Annotated in this window: 13 protein-coding genes; 3 read left to right on the top strand and 10 right to left on the bottom strand. The window is 71.6% G+C overall.

Annotated elements, in window-relative coordinates; translation table 11 throughout:
- Positions 1-74: 74 nt before the first annotated feature.
- Complete coding sequence (locus ACNYS0_RS22395) at positions 75-842, top strand: SURF1 family protein (RefSeq protein ID WP_422476228.1); 768 nt, start codon at positions 75-77, stop codon at positions 840-842.
- Between the two features lie 45 nt (positions 843-887).
- On the opposite strand, the gene ACNYS0_RS22390 is transcribed toward ACNYS0_RS22395, so the two are convergent.
- The 7 genes from ACNYS0_RS22390 to ACNYS0_RS22360 form a co-directional block, all read right to left on the bottom strand.
- Positions 888-1,982, bottom strand: coding sequence for a hypothetical protein (locus ACNYS0_RS22390; protein WP_422476227.1), 1,095 nt, complete (start codon positions 1,980-1,982; stop codon positions 888-890).
- Positions 1,979-2,662, bottom strand: a complete 684-nt coding sequence (locus ACNYS0_RS22385) for a SigE family RNA polymerase sigma factor (protein WP_422476225.1) — start codon at positions 2,660-2,662, stop codon at positions 1,979-1,981. Before ACNYS0_RS22385 ends, ACNYS0_RS22390 begins: the two co-directional genes overlap by 4 nt.
- Before the next feature lie 308 nt (positions 2,663-2,970).
- Entirely contained in the window at positions 2,971-4,041 is a 1,071-nt protein-coding gene (locus ACNYS0_RS22380) for an aspartate-semialdehyde dehydrogenase (RefSeq protein ID WP_422476223.1), read from the bottom strand.
- Complete coding sequence (locus ACNYS0_RS22375; RefSeq protein ID WP_385763233.1) at positions 4,041-5,327, bottom strand: aspartate kinase; 1,287 nt, start codon at positions 5,325-5,327, stop codon at positions 4,041-4,043. The genes ACNYS0_RS22380 and ACNYS0_RS22375 overlap by 1 nt, the downstream gene beginning before the upstream one ends.
- 295 nt (positions 5,328-5,622) lie before the next feature.
- Positions 5,623-6,348: a DUF5063 domain-containing protein gene (locus ACNYS0_RS22370; RefSeq protein WP_422476221.1), complete on the bottom strand. Its 726-nt coding sequence runs from the start codon at positions 6,346-6,348 to the stop codon at positions 5,623-5,625.
- Positions 6,341-6,940 (bottom strand): recombination mediator RecR, encoded by a 600-nt coding sequence (gene recR, locus ACNYS0_RS22365; protein WP_306318459.1) that lies wholly within the window; start codon positions 6,938-6,940, stop codon positions 6,341-6,343. The genes ACNYS0_RS22370 and recR overlap by 8 nt, the downstream gene beginning before the upstream one ends.
- A 59-nt stretch (positions 6,941-6,999) precedes the next feature.
- Complete coding sequence (locus ACNYS0_RS22360; RefSeq protein ID WP_422482751.1) at positions 7,000-7,344, bottom strand: YbaB/EbfC family nucleoid-associated protein; 345 nt, start codon at positions 7,342-7,344, stop codon at positions 7,000-7,002.
- 345 nt (positions 7,345-7,689) lie between these two features.
- Here ACNYS0_RS22360 and ACNYS0_RS22355 point away from each other — a divergent pair, with 345 nt between their 5' ends.
- Positions 7,690-8,454 carry an SLATT domain-containing protein gene (locus tag ACNYS0_RS22355; RefSeq protein WP_422476219.1) on the top strand — a complete coding sequence of 255 codons (765 nt, stop codon included), beginning with the start codon at positions 7,690-7,692 and terminating at the stop codon, positions 8,452-8,454.
- A 112-nt stretch (positions 8,455-8,566) separates the two neighbouring features.
- Here the strand turns inward: ACNYS0_RS22355 and ACNYS0_RS22350 are convergent, their stop codons facing one another.
- The 3 genes from ACNYS0_RS22350 to ACNYS0_RS22340 all read right to left on the bottom strand — a co-directional run bounded on the left by ACNYS0_RS22350 (position 8,567) and on the right by ACNYS0_RS22340 (position 13,283).
- On the bottom strand, positions 8,567-9,217 hold the full coding sequence (locus ACNYS0_RS22350; protein WP_422476217.1) for a hypothetical protein: 651 nt from the start codon (positions 9,215-9,217) through the stop codon (positions 8,567-8,569).
- 125 nt (positions 9,218-9,342) lie between these two features.
- A complete protein-coding gene (locus tag ACNYS0_RS22345) occupies positions 9,343-10,026 on the bottom strand; it encodes a GntR family transcriptional regulator (protein ID WP_422476215.1) in 684 nt (227 codons plus the stop codon).
- 1,901 nt (positions 10,027-11,927) lie between these two features.
- Positions 11,928-13,283, bottom strand: a complete 1,356-nt coding sequence (locus ACNYS0_RS22340) for an aspartate aminotransferase family protein (protein WP_422476213.1) — start codon at positions 13,281-13,283, stop codon at positions 11,928-11,930.
- Positions 13,284-13,460: 177 nt separating this feature from the next.
- On the opposite strand from ACNYS0_RS22340, the gene ACNYS0_RS22335 reads away from it, so the two are divergent.
- Positions 13,461-13,958 carry a hypothetical protein gene (locus ACNYS0_RS22335; RefSeq protein ID WP_422476211.1) on the top strand — a complete coding sequence of 166 codons (498 nt, stop codon included), beginning with the start codon at positions 13,461-13,463 and terminating at the stop codon, positions 13,956-13,958.
- The last annotated feature ends 42 nt before the right edge of the window (positions 13,959-14,000 follow it).

Genomic DNA, 14,000 nt, shown 5'->3' with positions numbered 1-14,000 from the left:
CCTGCTTGTCCGGCCGGGGGTCCGGGGGTTGCCCCCGGGAAGGGACAGCATTTCGGACCCCGTACCGTGGGGGTGTGTACCGGTTCCTCCTGACCCCGCGCTGGTGGGGGATCAACATCTTCGTCCTGCTCGCGATCCCCGTGTGCATCTTCATGGGCTCGTGGCAGCTCAGTCGTTTCGAGGGCCGGGTACAGGACCACGAGTCCGCGGCCAAGCAGTCGCAGGTCAACGAGAAGTCGGCGCCGCAGCCGCTCGACTCGCTGCTGCCCGTGGACCAGAAGACCTCCGGGAAGCGGGCCACGGCGACCGGCCACTACGGCAAGCAGCTCCTGGTGCCCCAGCGGGACCTCGGCGAGCGCAGCGGCTTCTACGTCGTGACGCTGCTCAAGGTCGAGGGCACCGGGAAGGCGCTGCCGGTGGTGCGCGGCTGGGTGCCGGGCAAGGCGTCCGCCGCGAAGGCGCCCGCGGCGCCGAAGGGGGAGGTCACGGTCGTCGGGGCGCTCCAGGCCTCGGAGTCGCCGACCTCCAGCGGGGTGACCACCGCGGGTGGGCTGCCCGCCGGGCAGGTCGGCGTGATCAGCGCGGCGTCCCTGGTGAACCTCGTCCCGTACGACGTGTACGACGGGTGGGTCACGCTCGACAAGGCGGACTCCGGGATGACGGCGGTTCCGGCCACGGCGCCGGAGGGCAGCGGGCTCGACCTCAAGGCGTTCCAGAACCTCGGGTACACGGGTGAGTGGTTCGTGTTCGCGGGGTTCGTGGTCTTCATGTGGTTCCGCCTGGTCCGCCGCGAGGCGGAGGCCCTCCGGGACGCGGAACTGGGTATCGCCGAACCGGCGTGACGCCTCGGGGCTCTGCCCCGAGAGCGGCGGATTGCTCACGGTGAACTAGGACGCCGGCAGCAGACCCGTCCGGTAGACCGTGCCCTCGCAGGCGTTCGAGATGGTGGTCGCCGCGGTCGGGGCGCCGGGTTCCGCCGTGTGGGACACCGCGACGCTGCCTTCCGCACCCCCGTCGGAGCCGAGCTGCGTCGTCGTCTGCGTCTCCGTGCCGGTCGTGGCGTCGCCCCCGTTCGACGCGTCGCCGGTCGGCGTCGGCGAGGGGGACGGGTCGCCGCCACCACTGCCCCCGCTGCTCCCACCGGTCGCGGAGCAGGACGCGGACGGCACCCACGCGAACCGCACCTCGTACGCCTTGCCCGGTTCGAGGATCACCTGGCTCGGCTCGGTCGACGGGTCGGGCAGCCCGGAGCCGTCGCCCGGGGTGTGGTCGACGACGCTGACCTTGGCCGGGTCGGCCGCGCCCTGCGCGACGGTGACCACGGAGCCGGCGCTGTCCACCGTGCAGTTGGAGCCCGAGACGTTCGAGACGCGGAACGAGCCGTAGACCTTGCCGGCCCCGTCGGGCGCGCTGACGCTGGCCTGCGGATTGCCCAGCTCGCTCGCCTCACAGGTGGGCGAGGTCGCGGCCGCGGTGGAGGCCGGGTCGGCGCCCGCGGTGGCGCCGCCCGAGGCCTTGCGGCCGTCGCCCTTCTTGTCCTTCTTGGCGCCCTTGCCCTTGTCCTTGGCGTGCGAGGGCTTGCCGGTGTCGCCGTGGCCCGCGCCGCCGGACGCCGTGCCCGAGGTCGCCCCGCCGCGCGTGGCGTCGCTGCTGTTGCCCGCGATGGACGGCCGGTCGCCCGAGGAGTCGGTGCTCGTCACATGCAGCACCGCGGGCACCGCCATCGCCGCGAACACGCCCACGGCGATCGCGCCCACGGCGGCCTGCCGCTTGCGCGCGCGGCGGGCGGGGACGGCCCGGTGCAGCTCGTCGAGCGCCTGCTCCGAGGGCTCGAGGTCCACGACGGCCTGCCGCATCATCCGGCGGACCGCGAGCTCGTCGTCACCGAGCCCTTCGGTGTCGGCGGAGTCCGGGGAGTGCCGGTCTGCCTCACTCACTTCGTCGGCCGCCCGGCCCGGGCCGCCGTCGAGATGGTGGTTCATGCTGGCTCCTCCATGGCGACGCGCAGCGCCGCGATGCCCCTCGATCCGTACGCCTTGACCGAGCCGAGCGATATCCCGAGGGACTCGGCCACCTGCGCCTCCGTCATGTCCGCGAAGTATCGCAGGACGAGGACCTCGCGCTGGCGTCGCTGCAACCCGCGCAGCGCCTTCTTCAGGGCGTCCCGCTCCAGGAGGTCGTACGCACCCTCCTCCGCGCTCGCCATGTCCGGCATCGGCTTGGTGAGCAGCTTCAGGCCGAGGATGCGGCGGCGCAGCGTGGACCGCGACAGGTTGACGACGGTCTGCCGCAGATACGCGAGCGTCTTCTGCGGGTCCCGGACGCGCTTGCGCGCCGAGTGCACGCGGATGAACGCCTCCTGCACGACGTCCTCGCAGGAGGCGGTGTCGTCGAGAAGCAGCGCCGCGAGCCCCAGCAAGGAGCGGTAATGGGCGCGATAGGTCTCGGTGAGATGGTCGACGGAGGTACCGGCCTGCGTCATCGACTCGTCAGCACCCTGTGCTGGAACGCGCGCCGGGCGCGCCGCGGGCATGGGGGCGATCACCGGCATGCCGCCGGCTGCCCGGACACGCCGGGTTCCAAGGGGTGCGAGGGGCACCAGGGGCGGTTGCAGAGCCGCGCCTGTCGCCCGTACCGCTGTGAAGTCCAGTACTTCTGCCACGCCTGTTGGACAAGCTTCCCCCCGTCAAGGTTGTACGCGTCAGGCGCCCCATTTGCGACGGACCTCGTCATCCCCACCGATGACGCCGCCTCGATTGCCGACATGCGCACCACACTCTTCCCTTATGCCCCGTATGCCCGATGCCGGTCGACGCCTCAGGGGGGCGACCGCAAAGACGCTCCCCGCCCTGCGCGCGGTTGCAGGACGGGGAGGGAAAACGCCTTACACAAAACTCACACAGAATCTTATGGGCGGACACACGAATAGGAAGAGGCTGCCCGCATCACGGGCACCGAAAGAGCCGCAGCTCACATCGCGGCGAGCTCGGCCGCCACCAGCTCGGCGATCTGCGCGGTGTTCAAAGCCGCACCTTTGCGCAGATTGTCCCCGCAGACGAAGAGTTCGAGCCCGGTCGGATCGTCGAGCGAACGCCGCACGCGGCCCACCCACGTCGGATCGGTGCCCACCGCGTCGGCCGGCGTGGGGAATTCACCGGCGGCCGGATTGTCGAAGAGCACGACGCCCGGCGCGGTCGCGATGATCTCGCGCGCCCGGTCGACGGTGACCTCGCTCTGGAAGCGGGCGTGCACGGTGAGGGAGTGCGTGGTGACGACGGGCACCTGCACACAGGTGACCGCGACCTTCAGGTCCGGCAGGCCGAGGATCTTGCGGGACTCGTCCCGCACCTTCATCTCCTCCGACGACCAGCCGTCCTCGCACAGCGTGCCCGACCAGGGCACGACATTGAGCGCCACGGGCTCGGGGAAAGGACCCGTCCGGTCGCCGACGGCACGGCGCAGGTCACCCGGGGTGGTCCCGAGTTCGGAACCGGACACGAGGGAGAGCTGCGCGCGCAGCGTCTCGACCCCGGCGCGGCCCGCCCCGCTCACCGCCTGATAGCTGGACGCGACCAGCTCGCGCAGACCGAACTCGGCGTGCAGCGCCCCGATCGCCACGATCATCGAAAGCGTCGTGCAGTTCGGGTTCGCGATGATGCCGCGCGGCCGCACGCGCGCGGCGTGCGGATTCACCTCGGGGACGACGAGCGGTACGTCCGGGTCCATCCGGAAGGCGGGCGAGTTGTCCACCACCACGACGCCCTTGGCGGCGGCGATGGGTGCCCACTGCGCGGCCACGGCGTCGGGTACGTCGAACATCGCGACGTCGACCCCGTCGAAGACGGACTCCGTCAGCGCGACGACCTCGACCTCCTCGCCGCGCAGGGTGAGCTTGCGCCCCGCCGAGCGCTCGGAGGCCACGAGCCGGATCTCGCCCCAGATGTCCGCGTGCTGCGAAAGGATCTGAAGCAGAACGGCGCCGACGCTCCCGGTCGCTCCCACGACCGCGAGCGTCGGACGCCGCACGGGTGCCTCGGCCATCAGCGGCCGGTGCCTCCGTAGACCACGGCCTCGTCGGAGTCCGAGTCGAGCCCGAAGGCGGAGTGCACGGCGCGCACGGCCTCGTTCACGTCGTCCTCGCGCGTGACGACCGAGATACGGATCTCGGAGGTCGAGATCAGCTCGATGTTCACGCCCGCGTCGGTGAGCGCCTCGAAGAAGCCGGCCGTGACGCCCGGGTTCGTCTTCATGCCGGCGCCGACGAGGGAGATCTTGGCGATCTGGTCGTCGTAGCGCAGCGAGTCGAAGCCGACGCTCGCCTTCTGCTTCTCCAGGGCGTCGATGGCCTTGCGGCCCTCGGTCTTGGGAAGCGTGAAGGAGATGTCGGTCAGGCCCGTGGAGGCCGCCGACACGTTCTGCACGATCATGTCGAGGTTGATCTGGGCGTCCGCGACGGCCCGGAAGATCTTCGCGGCCTCGCCCGGCTTGTCCGGTACCCCGACGACGGTGATCTTCGCCTCGGAGGTGTCGTGCGCGACACCGGAGATGATGGCCTGCTCCACGCCCTTTTCCCCTTGCTGGTTCTTCTCGATCGGCTCGTTGCTGACCCACGTGCCCTTCAGCCCACTGAAGCTGGAGCGGACGTGGATCGGGATGTTGTACCGACGGGCGTACTCCACGCAGCGGTGGAGCAGCACCTTCGACCCGGAGCTGGCGAGCTCCAGCATGTCCTCGAAGGAGATCCAGTCGATCTTCCGCGCCTTCTTCACGACGCGCGGGTCGGCGGTGAACACGCCGTCGACGTCCGTGTAGATCTCGCAGACCTCGGCGTCGAGCGCGGCGGCGAGGGCGACAGCGGTGGTGTCGGACCCACCACGACCCAGGGTCGTGATGTTCTTGCCCTCCTGGCTGACGCCCTGGAACCCGGCGACGATGGCGATGTTGCCCTCGTCGATCGAGGTCCGGATGCGCCCCGGAGTGACGTCGATGATCCGTGCTTTGTTGTGGACCGAGTCGGTGATGACACCGGCCTGACTGCCCGTGAACGACTGGGCCTCGTGGCCCAGGTTTTTGATCGCCATCGCCAGCAAGGCCATGGAGATCCGCTCTCCGGCGGTCAGCAGCATGTCGAATTCGCGCCCGGCAGGAATCGGAGATACCTGTCCGGCGAGATCGATCAACTCATCCGTCGTGTCACCCATCGCGGACACCACAACGACAACCTTGTTGCCGTTCTTCTTGGCGTCGACGATCCTCTTGGCGACCCGCTTGATGCCCTCGGCATCTGCAACGGAGGAGCCTCCGTACTTCTGCACGACAAGGCCCACGTGCGCTCCTCGCTCAGTCCGTCTGTCACCGCATGTACGTATGCGCACTGCGGTCGGCTCAGTTTAACGAGCGGCCGAAATCCGCCCCGGCCGTATCACTCCGTGAGATGTCCCGCCCACGACTTGATCACCAGGTTTCCGTTTGCCGATCTCCGGCCGCTCCGGACAGTCGCATGCCCGTCCCTTGCCGGGGTAACCGGGAACGTGGGGCGGGTCACATCGTTGCTGCGGTCGGCCGGGGTCGGCGTGCGCAGTTCCCCGCGCCCCTGTCGGGGCGCTGGTCACTGCGCCATCGCTACTTCACCGGGCGCAGGCCCAAGGGGCCCGCGATCTCCTCGGCCATGACCTGGCCCGCCTCCTCCTCCAGCGTGCCCTCGGCCGCCGAGAGGTCCTCGTCCGTGTCCAGGCCGTCGAGGTCCTCGAGCGGCTGGTTGAGGCGGACATGGGCCACCAGGGACTGAAGGGCGCGGAGCGTGGCCGAGGCCGTCGACCCCCAGTTGGAGAAGTACGAGAACTGCCACCACCACAGCGCCTCGGTGATCCGGCCCGCGCGGTAGTGCGCCATGCCGTGCCGCAGATCGGAGACGACGTCCGCCAGGTCGTCCGAGATCCGCGCGGCGACCGGCGCCTTGCGCGGCTCGTACGGGTCGAAGACCTCGGAGTACACGTCGACCGGGTCGAGCATCACGGCGAGCCGCTCGCGCAGGTCGTCCATGTCCGGCTCGGCGCCCAGGTCCGGCTCGTAGCGCTCGTCGGGGAGGATGTCCTCGTGCGCGCCCAACCGGCCGCCCGCGAGCAGCAGTTGAGAGACCTCGAGCAGCAGGAAGGGCACCGCCGAGTCCGGCTCGTCGCCCTTGGCGATCTCCGTCACGGCCACGATGAACGACTCGACCTGGTCCGAGATCTGGACGGCGAAGTCGTCGGGGTCCTGGGTGGTCGAGTGCAGCGCGACCGCGTCCGGCGTCGACGGCTGCTGGGCCGCCGGCGCCTTCACCGGCGACTTCTGTGGCGTCTTAGACATCTAGGAGTCTTCTCCCCTCGAAGGCGCGGCCGAGGGTCACCTCGTCCGCGTACTCCAGGTCGCCCCCGACGGGGAGGCCGCTGGCCAGGCGGGTGACCTTCAGGCCCATGGGCTTGATCATGCGGGCGAGGTACGTCGCTGTGGCCTCGCCCTCGAGGTTCGGGTCGGTGGCGAGGATGAGCTCGGTGACCGTGCCGTCCGCGAGGCGGGCGAGCAGCTCCCGTATCCGCAGATCGTCGGGTCCCACGCCCTCGATCGGGCTGATCGCGCCGCCGAGCACGTGGTACCGCCCGCGGAACTCACGGGTGCGCTCGATCGCGACGACGTCCTTCGGCTCCTCCACGACACAGATCACGGAACCGTCCCGCCGCTGGTCGCGGCAGATGTTGCACAGCTCCTCCTGCGCGACGTTGCCGCACGTCGCACAGAAGCGGACCTTCGCCTTGACCTCCATCAGCGCCTGCGCGAGCCGCCGTACGTCGGTGGGCTCCGCCTGAAGCACGTGGAAAGCGATCCGCTGCGCGCTCTTGGGACCGACGCCGGGCAGCCTGCCCAACTCGTCGATGAGGTCCTGGACCACGCCTTCGTACACGGATTGCCTTCCTGCTGCTTACGGTTGTCGCTTGGTACGTACGGTAGTTGGCGGCGGGGTCAGAAGGGGAGACCCGGAATGCCGCCACCGCCGCCGAGTCCCTGGGCGAGCGGGCCGAGCTTCTGCTGCTGGAGCGTCTGAGCGTTCTCGTTCGCCGCCGCGACCGCCGCGACCACCAGGTCGGCGAGGGTCTCGGTGTCCTCCGGGTCGACCGCCTTCGGGTCGATCACGAGATTGCGCAGCTCACCGCCCCCGGTCACCGTCGCCTTGACGAGACCGCCGCCCGCCTGGCCCTCGACCTCCGTCTGCGCCAGCTCCTCCTGAGCCTGCGCGAGGTCCTGCTGCATCTTCTGGGCCTGCTGGAGCAGCTGCTGCATATTGGGCTGGCCACCACCGGGGATCACGATCAGCTCCTGTTCCGGTCCGCTTCCGGTCCGTTGCACGTCGTCAGGACGGGGCGTATGTCTGCGGTTGTCCGCCGGTGCCCCTGGATCCGAGCCTACGTGGTCGGGGGGCCGCCCGCCCCGGTGACCTGAAGCCTCCCGGGGCATGCGGGGCCTCATTTCCGGTCTGCACTCTTTCGAGTGAGATGGGTTGCTTTCTATACCTGATGCGGGACCACTTCCGGGCGGAGATCCGGTGAAAACTGGGGTTCAGCCACCCATTGGGCGGTAGGAAGATGCTGCACATCAGGCCCTCACGACCCGTGCGGAGCCTGGCCCAGCCGTGATCTGTCGAGGGAGTTCCGGGTGAGTCAGCCGGAGATGCAGCCCGAAGGTGCACCCCAGGAGGGGGCGGGCGCCGGCGAGGACGGCGACGGGGGCGGCCTCGGCAAGAAGATTCCCCGGCAGGGCGATCTCACCGGCCGCGCGCTCCCGCTCGGCGACTGGAGCGAACCGGCCGAGCGGCTCGACGAGCTGTACCGCTGGGTCGAGAAGGGCGCCCTGGACACGGCGGACTGGTACCTCTCCGACCGGGTGTGGAAGCGGCGGGGCGCGCGGGCGCTGCGCACCGGCACGGTCCTCGGCGCGGTCTGCGGCGGAGTGCTGCCGCTGCTCGACCTGACGGGCGTCCTCGCCGGCGCGGCCCCCTGGGGCTATCTGTCGCTGCTGCTCGCGGTGGCGTGCATCGGGTGCGACCGGTACTTCGGTCTGACGTCCGGCTGGATACGGGACGTGGCCACGGCGCAGGCCGTGCAGCGGCGCCTTCAGGTCCTTCAGTTCGACTGGGCCTCGGAGAACGTACGGGAGGTCCTCGGGCCCACCGAGGGGACGGCCAGCGAGGCGGCCGAGCGGTGCCTCGGGGTGCTGCGGCGGTTCTCGGACGACGTGACGGAGCTGGTGCGGGCCGAGACGGCGGACTGGATGGTGGAGTTCAAGTCCGGCCCGGCCCCGCTGACCATGCAGGCGTCCGTCCCGGCGGCCCGCCCGGCGGACCAGCCGAGCAGCCGCTTTCCGCTGCCGCCGGGGACCCGCCCGAACATGCCACGCCAGCGCCCGCCGGAGCCGCGGTAGCCCCTGGTTCCGGGTTGCGCGGCACCGGTATTTCAAGCCCCTGCGGCGATTGAGCAGCGGGGTCCGGGGCGGAGCCCCGAGGCGTAGGGACGGTCGACCGCAACAGGTCCGGTCAGCTGAAGATGAGCATGGAGCTCTGGGCCAGACTCCGGGTAGCCGCCTGGTGCAGGCCCAGCCACACATGCCGCTCCCGGGCGAACGGATTGTCGTCCAGGGGCACGGCCGCGGCCGGCTCCTCAAGAGACGTCGGCGCAACAGGCGGAGCCGGCGGCTGCGGCGGATTCCCCGGATCGATACCAATCGCGGGCGCCACGAACTCCAGCTCCCGCAGCAACGCGTGCGAGGAGCCCAACGGGCCGCCCCCCGCCAGGAGTTCCTCGTTGGACAGCGGTTCGGCGAAGTCCACGGGGACGTACGCGCCCGCGTGGTCGTAATGCCAGACCAGATGGGAACTCTGGGCCGTCGACTCGAACATCTCCAGCAACTGCTCGTAGTCACCGCCCAGTTCGTCGACCGGCGTCACGGCGAGGCCACAGATCTGCAGGAGGTACGCCCGGCGCAGGAAGTGCAGCGCGTCGTAGTCGAAGCCCGCGATCGGGGCCACGTCCCCGGACAGGCCCGGCATGTACGCGTGGACCGGCACCGGTGGCAGTCCTGCCTCGTTCAACGCTTTGTCGTAGAGCGCGAGTTCCTCGGCGAACGGATTGTCGGGGCTGTGGCACAGCACGTCGACCAGGGGGACGAGCCACAGGTCACAGGCCAAGGGGGCTCCTCAGTGCTCCGGAGTGCTCCGGCGCGGTGGACGGTATCGGCGTCGTCATCAGGGTAGTGGGACGCGGCGCAGGGTTGACCTGTCTTGCGCCTACCCGTTCTCGTCGAAGTACCCGCTCACGCGCCGGTCAGAGCCTCGATCAAGGAGAGCGAGTCGTCGTTGTAGGAGTCGATGAGCGCCTGCGCGGCCTCGGGATCGCGGTTCACGAGCGCGTCGACCAGTTCGCAGTGGCCCGCCCACAGCCGGCCCCTCAGATCGCCCGCGGCGCGCAGGTGCGGGACGGCGCACATCCAGGACTGGACGCGCAGGCGGTGGAAGAAGTCGGAGAGGTACGGATTGCCGAAGAGGGCGGAGAGCTCTCGCCAGAAACGCAGGTCGTAGCCGATGAGGACGTTCAGGTCGCCGCCCCGGGCGGCACGGGCCGCCTCCTCGCCGCGGCGGCGGACGCCGGAGAGGTCGTCGGCGGTCTGCGGGGCGCGGGACGGGTCGGCGGAGAGGCCGCGGAAGATTCCGTCCGCGACGAGGCTGCGGGCCTCGATCATCGCCCGGTAGTCCGGGAGCGAGTACTCGTGGACGCGGAAGCCGCGGTGCTGCGCGGAGTCGAGGAGGCCCTGGGCGGACAGGTCGACGAGGGCCTCGCGGACGGGGGTGGCCGACACCCCGTAGCCCTCGGCGATCTCCTTGACGGTGAATTCCTGGCCGGGGCTGAGGCGTCCCGCCAGGATCTCGTCGCGCAGCGCGTCCGCGATCTGCTGGCGCAGGGTGGAGCGGGTGACGGCGGGGCCGTCTGGAGCGGGCACGGGTCGGGTCCCCCGGTTCGGCTGGCGTGGGCGGTCTGGTCGGGCGGTCAGGTGTGGCGGTCTGGTGTGGCTGGTCAGGTTACGCCTGCGGGTTGGCGGGTCGGGCGGGGGCGGGTCGGCGTCACCGGTGACGGTGGCGCGGGGCCGGGGTTCTGGGGGCTGTGCCGGGGCGGGGGTTGTCGTGACGGTTGCGCGGGGCCGGGGCTCCGGGGCCTGTACCGGGGCGGGGGTCGCCGTGACGGTGACGCGGAGCCGGGGCTCCGGGGCCTGTACCGGGGCGGGGGTCGCCGTGACGGTGACGCGGAGCCGGGGCTCCGGGGCCTGTACCGGGGCAGGGGCCGCCGTGACGGTCGCGCGGGGCCGGGGCTCCACAGGGCCTGTACCGGGGCCGGGCCCGCCATTACCGGTACGCCGCACCGGGATTTCGGGGCTTCTCCGAGGGCGACGCCTGCCGCCACGGGTTCGCGGCGCCGTGCCTTCTCCGGCTGCGCCGGCCCGCTCAACTCCCACCCGCCCGCCCCCTCCGGGGGCTCCGGCCCCGACCGGGGCAGTGCCTATTGCGCCGCACCGGGGTTCCTGAACCGTGCCGGGGGCGGCGCCTGCCGTCTTCCATACGCGGCTCCGGGGTTCCGGGGGCTCGCCGAGGCCGACGCCCGTAGTGATGGTTGCGCGGCAGCGGGGCTCTGGAGCCTTGCCGGGTCCACGCCTACCGGCAACGGTTCGCGGCACCGGGGATCCGAGGTGATGCCGGGGTCGGCGCCTGTGGTGCCGGTTCGCGGCGCCGTGCCGCCTCCGGCTGCGCCGTCCCGCGCTCATCTCCCACCCACCCGCCCCCTCCGGGGGCTCCAGCCCCGGAGGGGGCGGGTGAGCCCGGGAGGGGCGAGTGAGCCCGGAAGGGGCGAGTAAGCCTGGGAGGAGCGGGCGAGCCCGAGAGGAGCAGGTGAGCCCGGAAGGGGCGGGCGGGCCCGGAGAAGGCGAGTAAGCCCGGAGAGGGCGGGTGAGCCCGGAGAAGGCGAGTAAGCCCGGGAGGGGCGGGCGAGCCCGCAAGGAGCGAGTAAGCCCGGAAGGGGCGGGCGAGCCCGAAAGAGGCGAGTAAGCCCGCGAGGAACGAGTAAGCCCGGAAGTCCGGAGGCCCGGTGGGCGTGATCCCGGAAGGGTGCCACGACGTAGGCCCGTGGATGCCGCTTGCGGCCGTGCTCGGCGGCGGGTTGCCTGCCCGGAGCAGAGCGGGACGGGGCCCGCGGGCTGTAGATCTGGCCCGCTCGCGGAAGAGAGGCACGAGCGCGGGGCCCGGAGGCGGCAGGCCGCAGGCCCGCACGCCGCAAGCCCGCACGCCGCACGCCACACGTCCGCACGCCACAGGCCGCAGGCCGCGGGTTGAGGGTTGAGGGCGCAGGCCACAGCCCACAGACCGAGGGGTGAGGGGTGAGAGCGCAGGCCACAGCCCTCAGGCAGAGGGGTGAGGGCGCAGCCCACAGCCCACAGCCCACAGCCCACAGCCCACAGCCCACAGCCGGAGGGTTGAGGGCGCAGCCCTCACGGTTCAAGCCCGGTGCGGGTGGCAGGAGCCAGGGCCCGGGGGCTCCTGACCGGAGCCCCCGGAGGGGGCGGGCGGGTGGGAGAGGGGCGGGGGAACGGGCCGGGCCTCGGGCGGCCGGGCCTCGGGCGGCCGGGCCTCCGGGCGGCCAGCCCCGGTCACACCCGCCCCACCCCGACGCCCGGTCGAGCCCCAGGGCCCGGCCCCGACCACCTGGCCAAACCCCGGCCCACGGCACCAGACCGCCGGCCCAACCCCGGCCACCGGCCGTCGGCCACCGACCCCCGGTCACCCGGCCCCCGGTCGGCCCCCGACCCCCGGTCACCCGCCCCCGGTCGGCCCCCGGCCCCCGGTCACCCGGATGTCACGCCACGTGGGCGTCCGCTGCCGCCAGCGCAGCGTCCAGCGCGGAGAGGCCCTCCTTGGCCTCGGCCTCCGTGATGTTGAGGGCCGGGACCACGTGGGTGCGGTTCATGTTGATGAAGGGCCAGAGACCGGCCCCCTTGGCGGCGGCGCCGAACGCGGCCATCGGGGCGTTCGCCTCACCGGCCGCGTTGTACGGGACCAGCGGCTCGCGCGTGGAGCGGTCACGTACGAGCTCCAGGGCCCAGAACATGCCGACGCCGCGCACCTCGCCCACGGACGGGTGCCGCTCGGCGAGGTCGCGGAGGGCCGGCTCGATGACCTCGGAGCCGAGCTTCGCCGCGTGCTCGACGATGCCCTCCTCCTCCATCACGTTGATGGTGGCGACGGCGGCGGCGCAGGCCAGCGGGTGGCCGGAGTAGGTCAGGCCGCCGGGGTACGGGCGCTTCGCGAACGTCTCGGCGATGGCGGAGGAGATCGCGACGCCGCCCAGCGGGACGTAACCGGAGTTCACGCCCTTCGCGAAGGTCATGAGGTCCGGCGTCACGTCGTACAGGTCGGCGGCGAACCACTTGCCCGTACGGCCGAAGCCCGCCATGACCTCGTCGAGGATGAACACGATGCCGTAGCGGTCGCAGAGTTCGCGGACGCCCGCGAGGTAGCCCTTCGGCGGGAGCATGATGCCGGCCGTGCCCGGGATCGTCTCCAGGATGATCGCGGCGATCGTCGACGGGCCCTCGAACTGGATCGTGGATTCGAGGTGCTCAAGCGCGCGCTCGCACTCCTGCTCCTCCGTCTCCGCGTAGAAGCGGGAGCGGTACAGGAACGGGGCCCAGAAACGGGCCACGCCCGCGGTGCCGGTGTCGTTGGCCCAGCGGCGCGGGTCACCCGTGACGTTGATGGCCTGCTGGGTGCCGCCGTGGTACGAGCGGTACGCGGAGAGCACCTTCGGGCGGCCCGTGTGCAGGCGGGCCATCCGCAGGGCGTGCTCGACGGCGTCGGCGCCCGCGTTGGTGAAGAAGATCTTGTCGAGGTCGCCGGGGGTGCGCTCGGCGATGAGGCGTGCGGCCTCGGAGCGCGACTCGATGGCGAAGGCGGGGGCGAAGGTCGTCATCTTCCCGGCCTGCTCCTGGATCGCCGCGACGACCTTCGGGTGCTGGTACCCGATGTTCGTGTAGACGAGGCCGGAGGTGAAGTCGAGGTAGCGGTTTCCTTCGTAGTCCCAGAAGTAGGAGCCTTCGGCGCCGGCGACGGCCAGCGGGTCGATCAGCTCCTGTGCCGACCAGGAGTGGAAGACGTGCTTGCGGTCCGCGGCCTTCACGGCGGCGCCGACCTGGGGATTCGGCTGAGGGGTCATGGGGCCGAGGGTAAATGCGCGATGCACCGGCACACCATCGGCGTCCTGTCTGTGGGACGCCGCCGAACCCGACAGTCTGTCGCCCCGCCCCGGCCCGCCCCTGTCGCGCCCGTTCCCGGGCACCTCCTGAGCTGCTTTTAGCGTGGCGTTAGGAAACCGTCGGGCAGGCTTGTCCGCATGACCAAGCCGAACGCGCGCCGCTGGCGCAATGTCGCCGTGACCGCGGCCTGGGTCGCCGTGGGCACGACAGCGGGCGCGCTCGGCGCCTGGCAGCTCGCCGGCTCCGACGCGAACGCGGAGACCGGCTCGCACGGCCATCCCCTCGACGACGCCGCGGTTCACCGCGCCCTGGCCTCCGCGCAGGCGTCGACGCCCCGCGCCGACACCTCGTCCGCCGCCCCGGCCCCCGCCGACCAGCGCCGCACGATCCGGTTCACCGGCGGCTCGGCGACCGTCGAGTGCGGGACGGACGGCAGCGTGTACCTGGTGGCGTGGAGCCCGGCCGACGGCTACGAGATCGACGACGACGTCGTACGTGGTCCTGGGCGGGTGGCCCGCCTGGAGGCGGAACCCTCCGACGACGACAGCCCGGACCGGCACTACGAGATCCGGTGTTCGGCCGCCTCGGGCACGCCCCGGGCCGTACTGGTCCCCGACGACGATGACGACGACTGACGTCGGCAGGACCCCGCCGGGGCCCGCGGGCGCCCCACACAT

It is taken from the genome of Streptomyces anthophorae (assembly GCF_049310305.1).
GTDB lineage: Bacteria > Actinomycetota > Actinomycetes > Streptomycetales > Streptomycetaceae > Streptomyces.
Note: the sequence above shows the minus strand (reverse complement) of the source record. Positions and strands in the feature narration are given on the sequence as shown.

Coding starts and splice junctions, on each gene's coding strand:
- ACNYS0_RS22335 (WP_422476211.1), top strand. CDS start 13,461: ATGACCAAGCCGAACGCGCGCCGCTGGCGCAATGTCGCCGTGACCGCG.
- ACNYS0_RS22390 (WP_422476227.1), bottom strand. CDS start 1,982: ATGAACCACCATCTCGACGGCGGCCCGGGCCGGGCGGCCGACGAAGTG.
- ACNYS0_RS22340 (WP_422476213.1), bottom strand. CDS start 13,283: ATGACCCCTCAGCCGAATCCCCAGGTCGGCGCCGCCGTGAAGGCCGCG.
- ACNYS0_RS22380 (WP_422476223.1), bottom strand. CDS start 4,041: ATGGCCGAGGCACCCGTGCGGCGTCCGACGCTCGCGGTCGTGGGAGCG.
- ACNYS0_RS22370 (WP_422476221.1), bottom strand. CDS start 6,348: ATGTCTAAGACGCCACAGAAGTCGCCGGTGAAGGCGCCGGCGGCCCAG.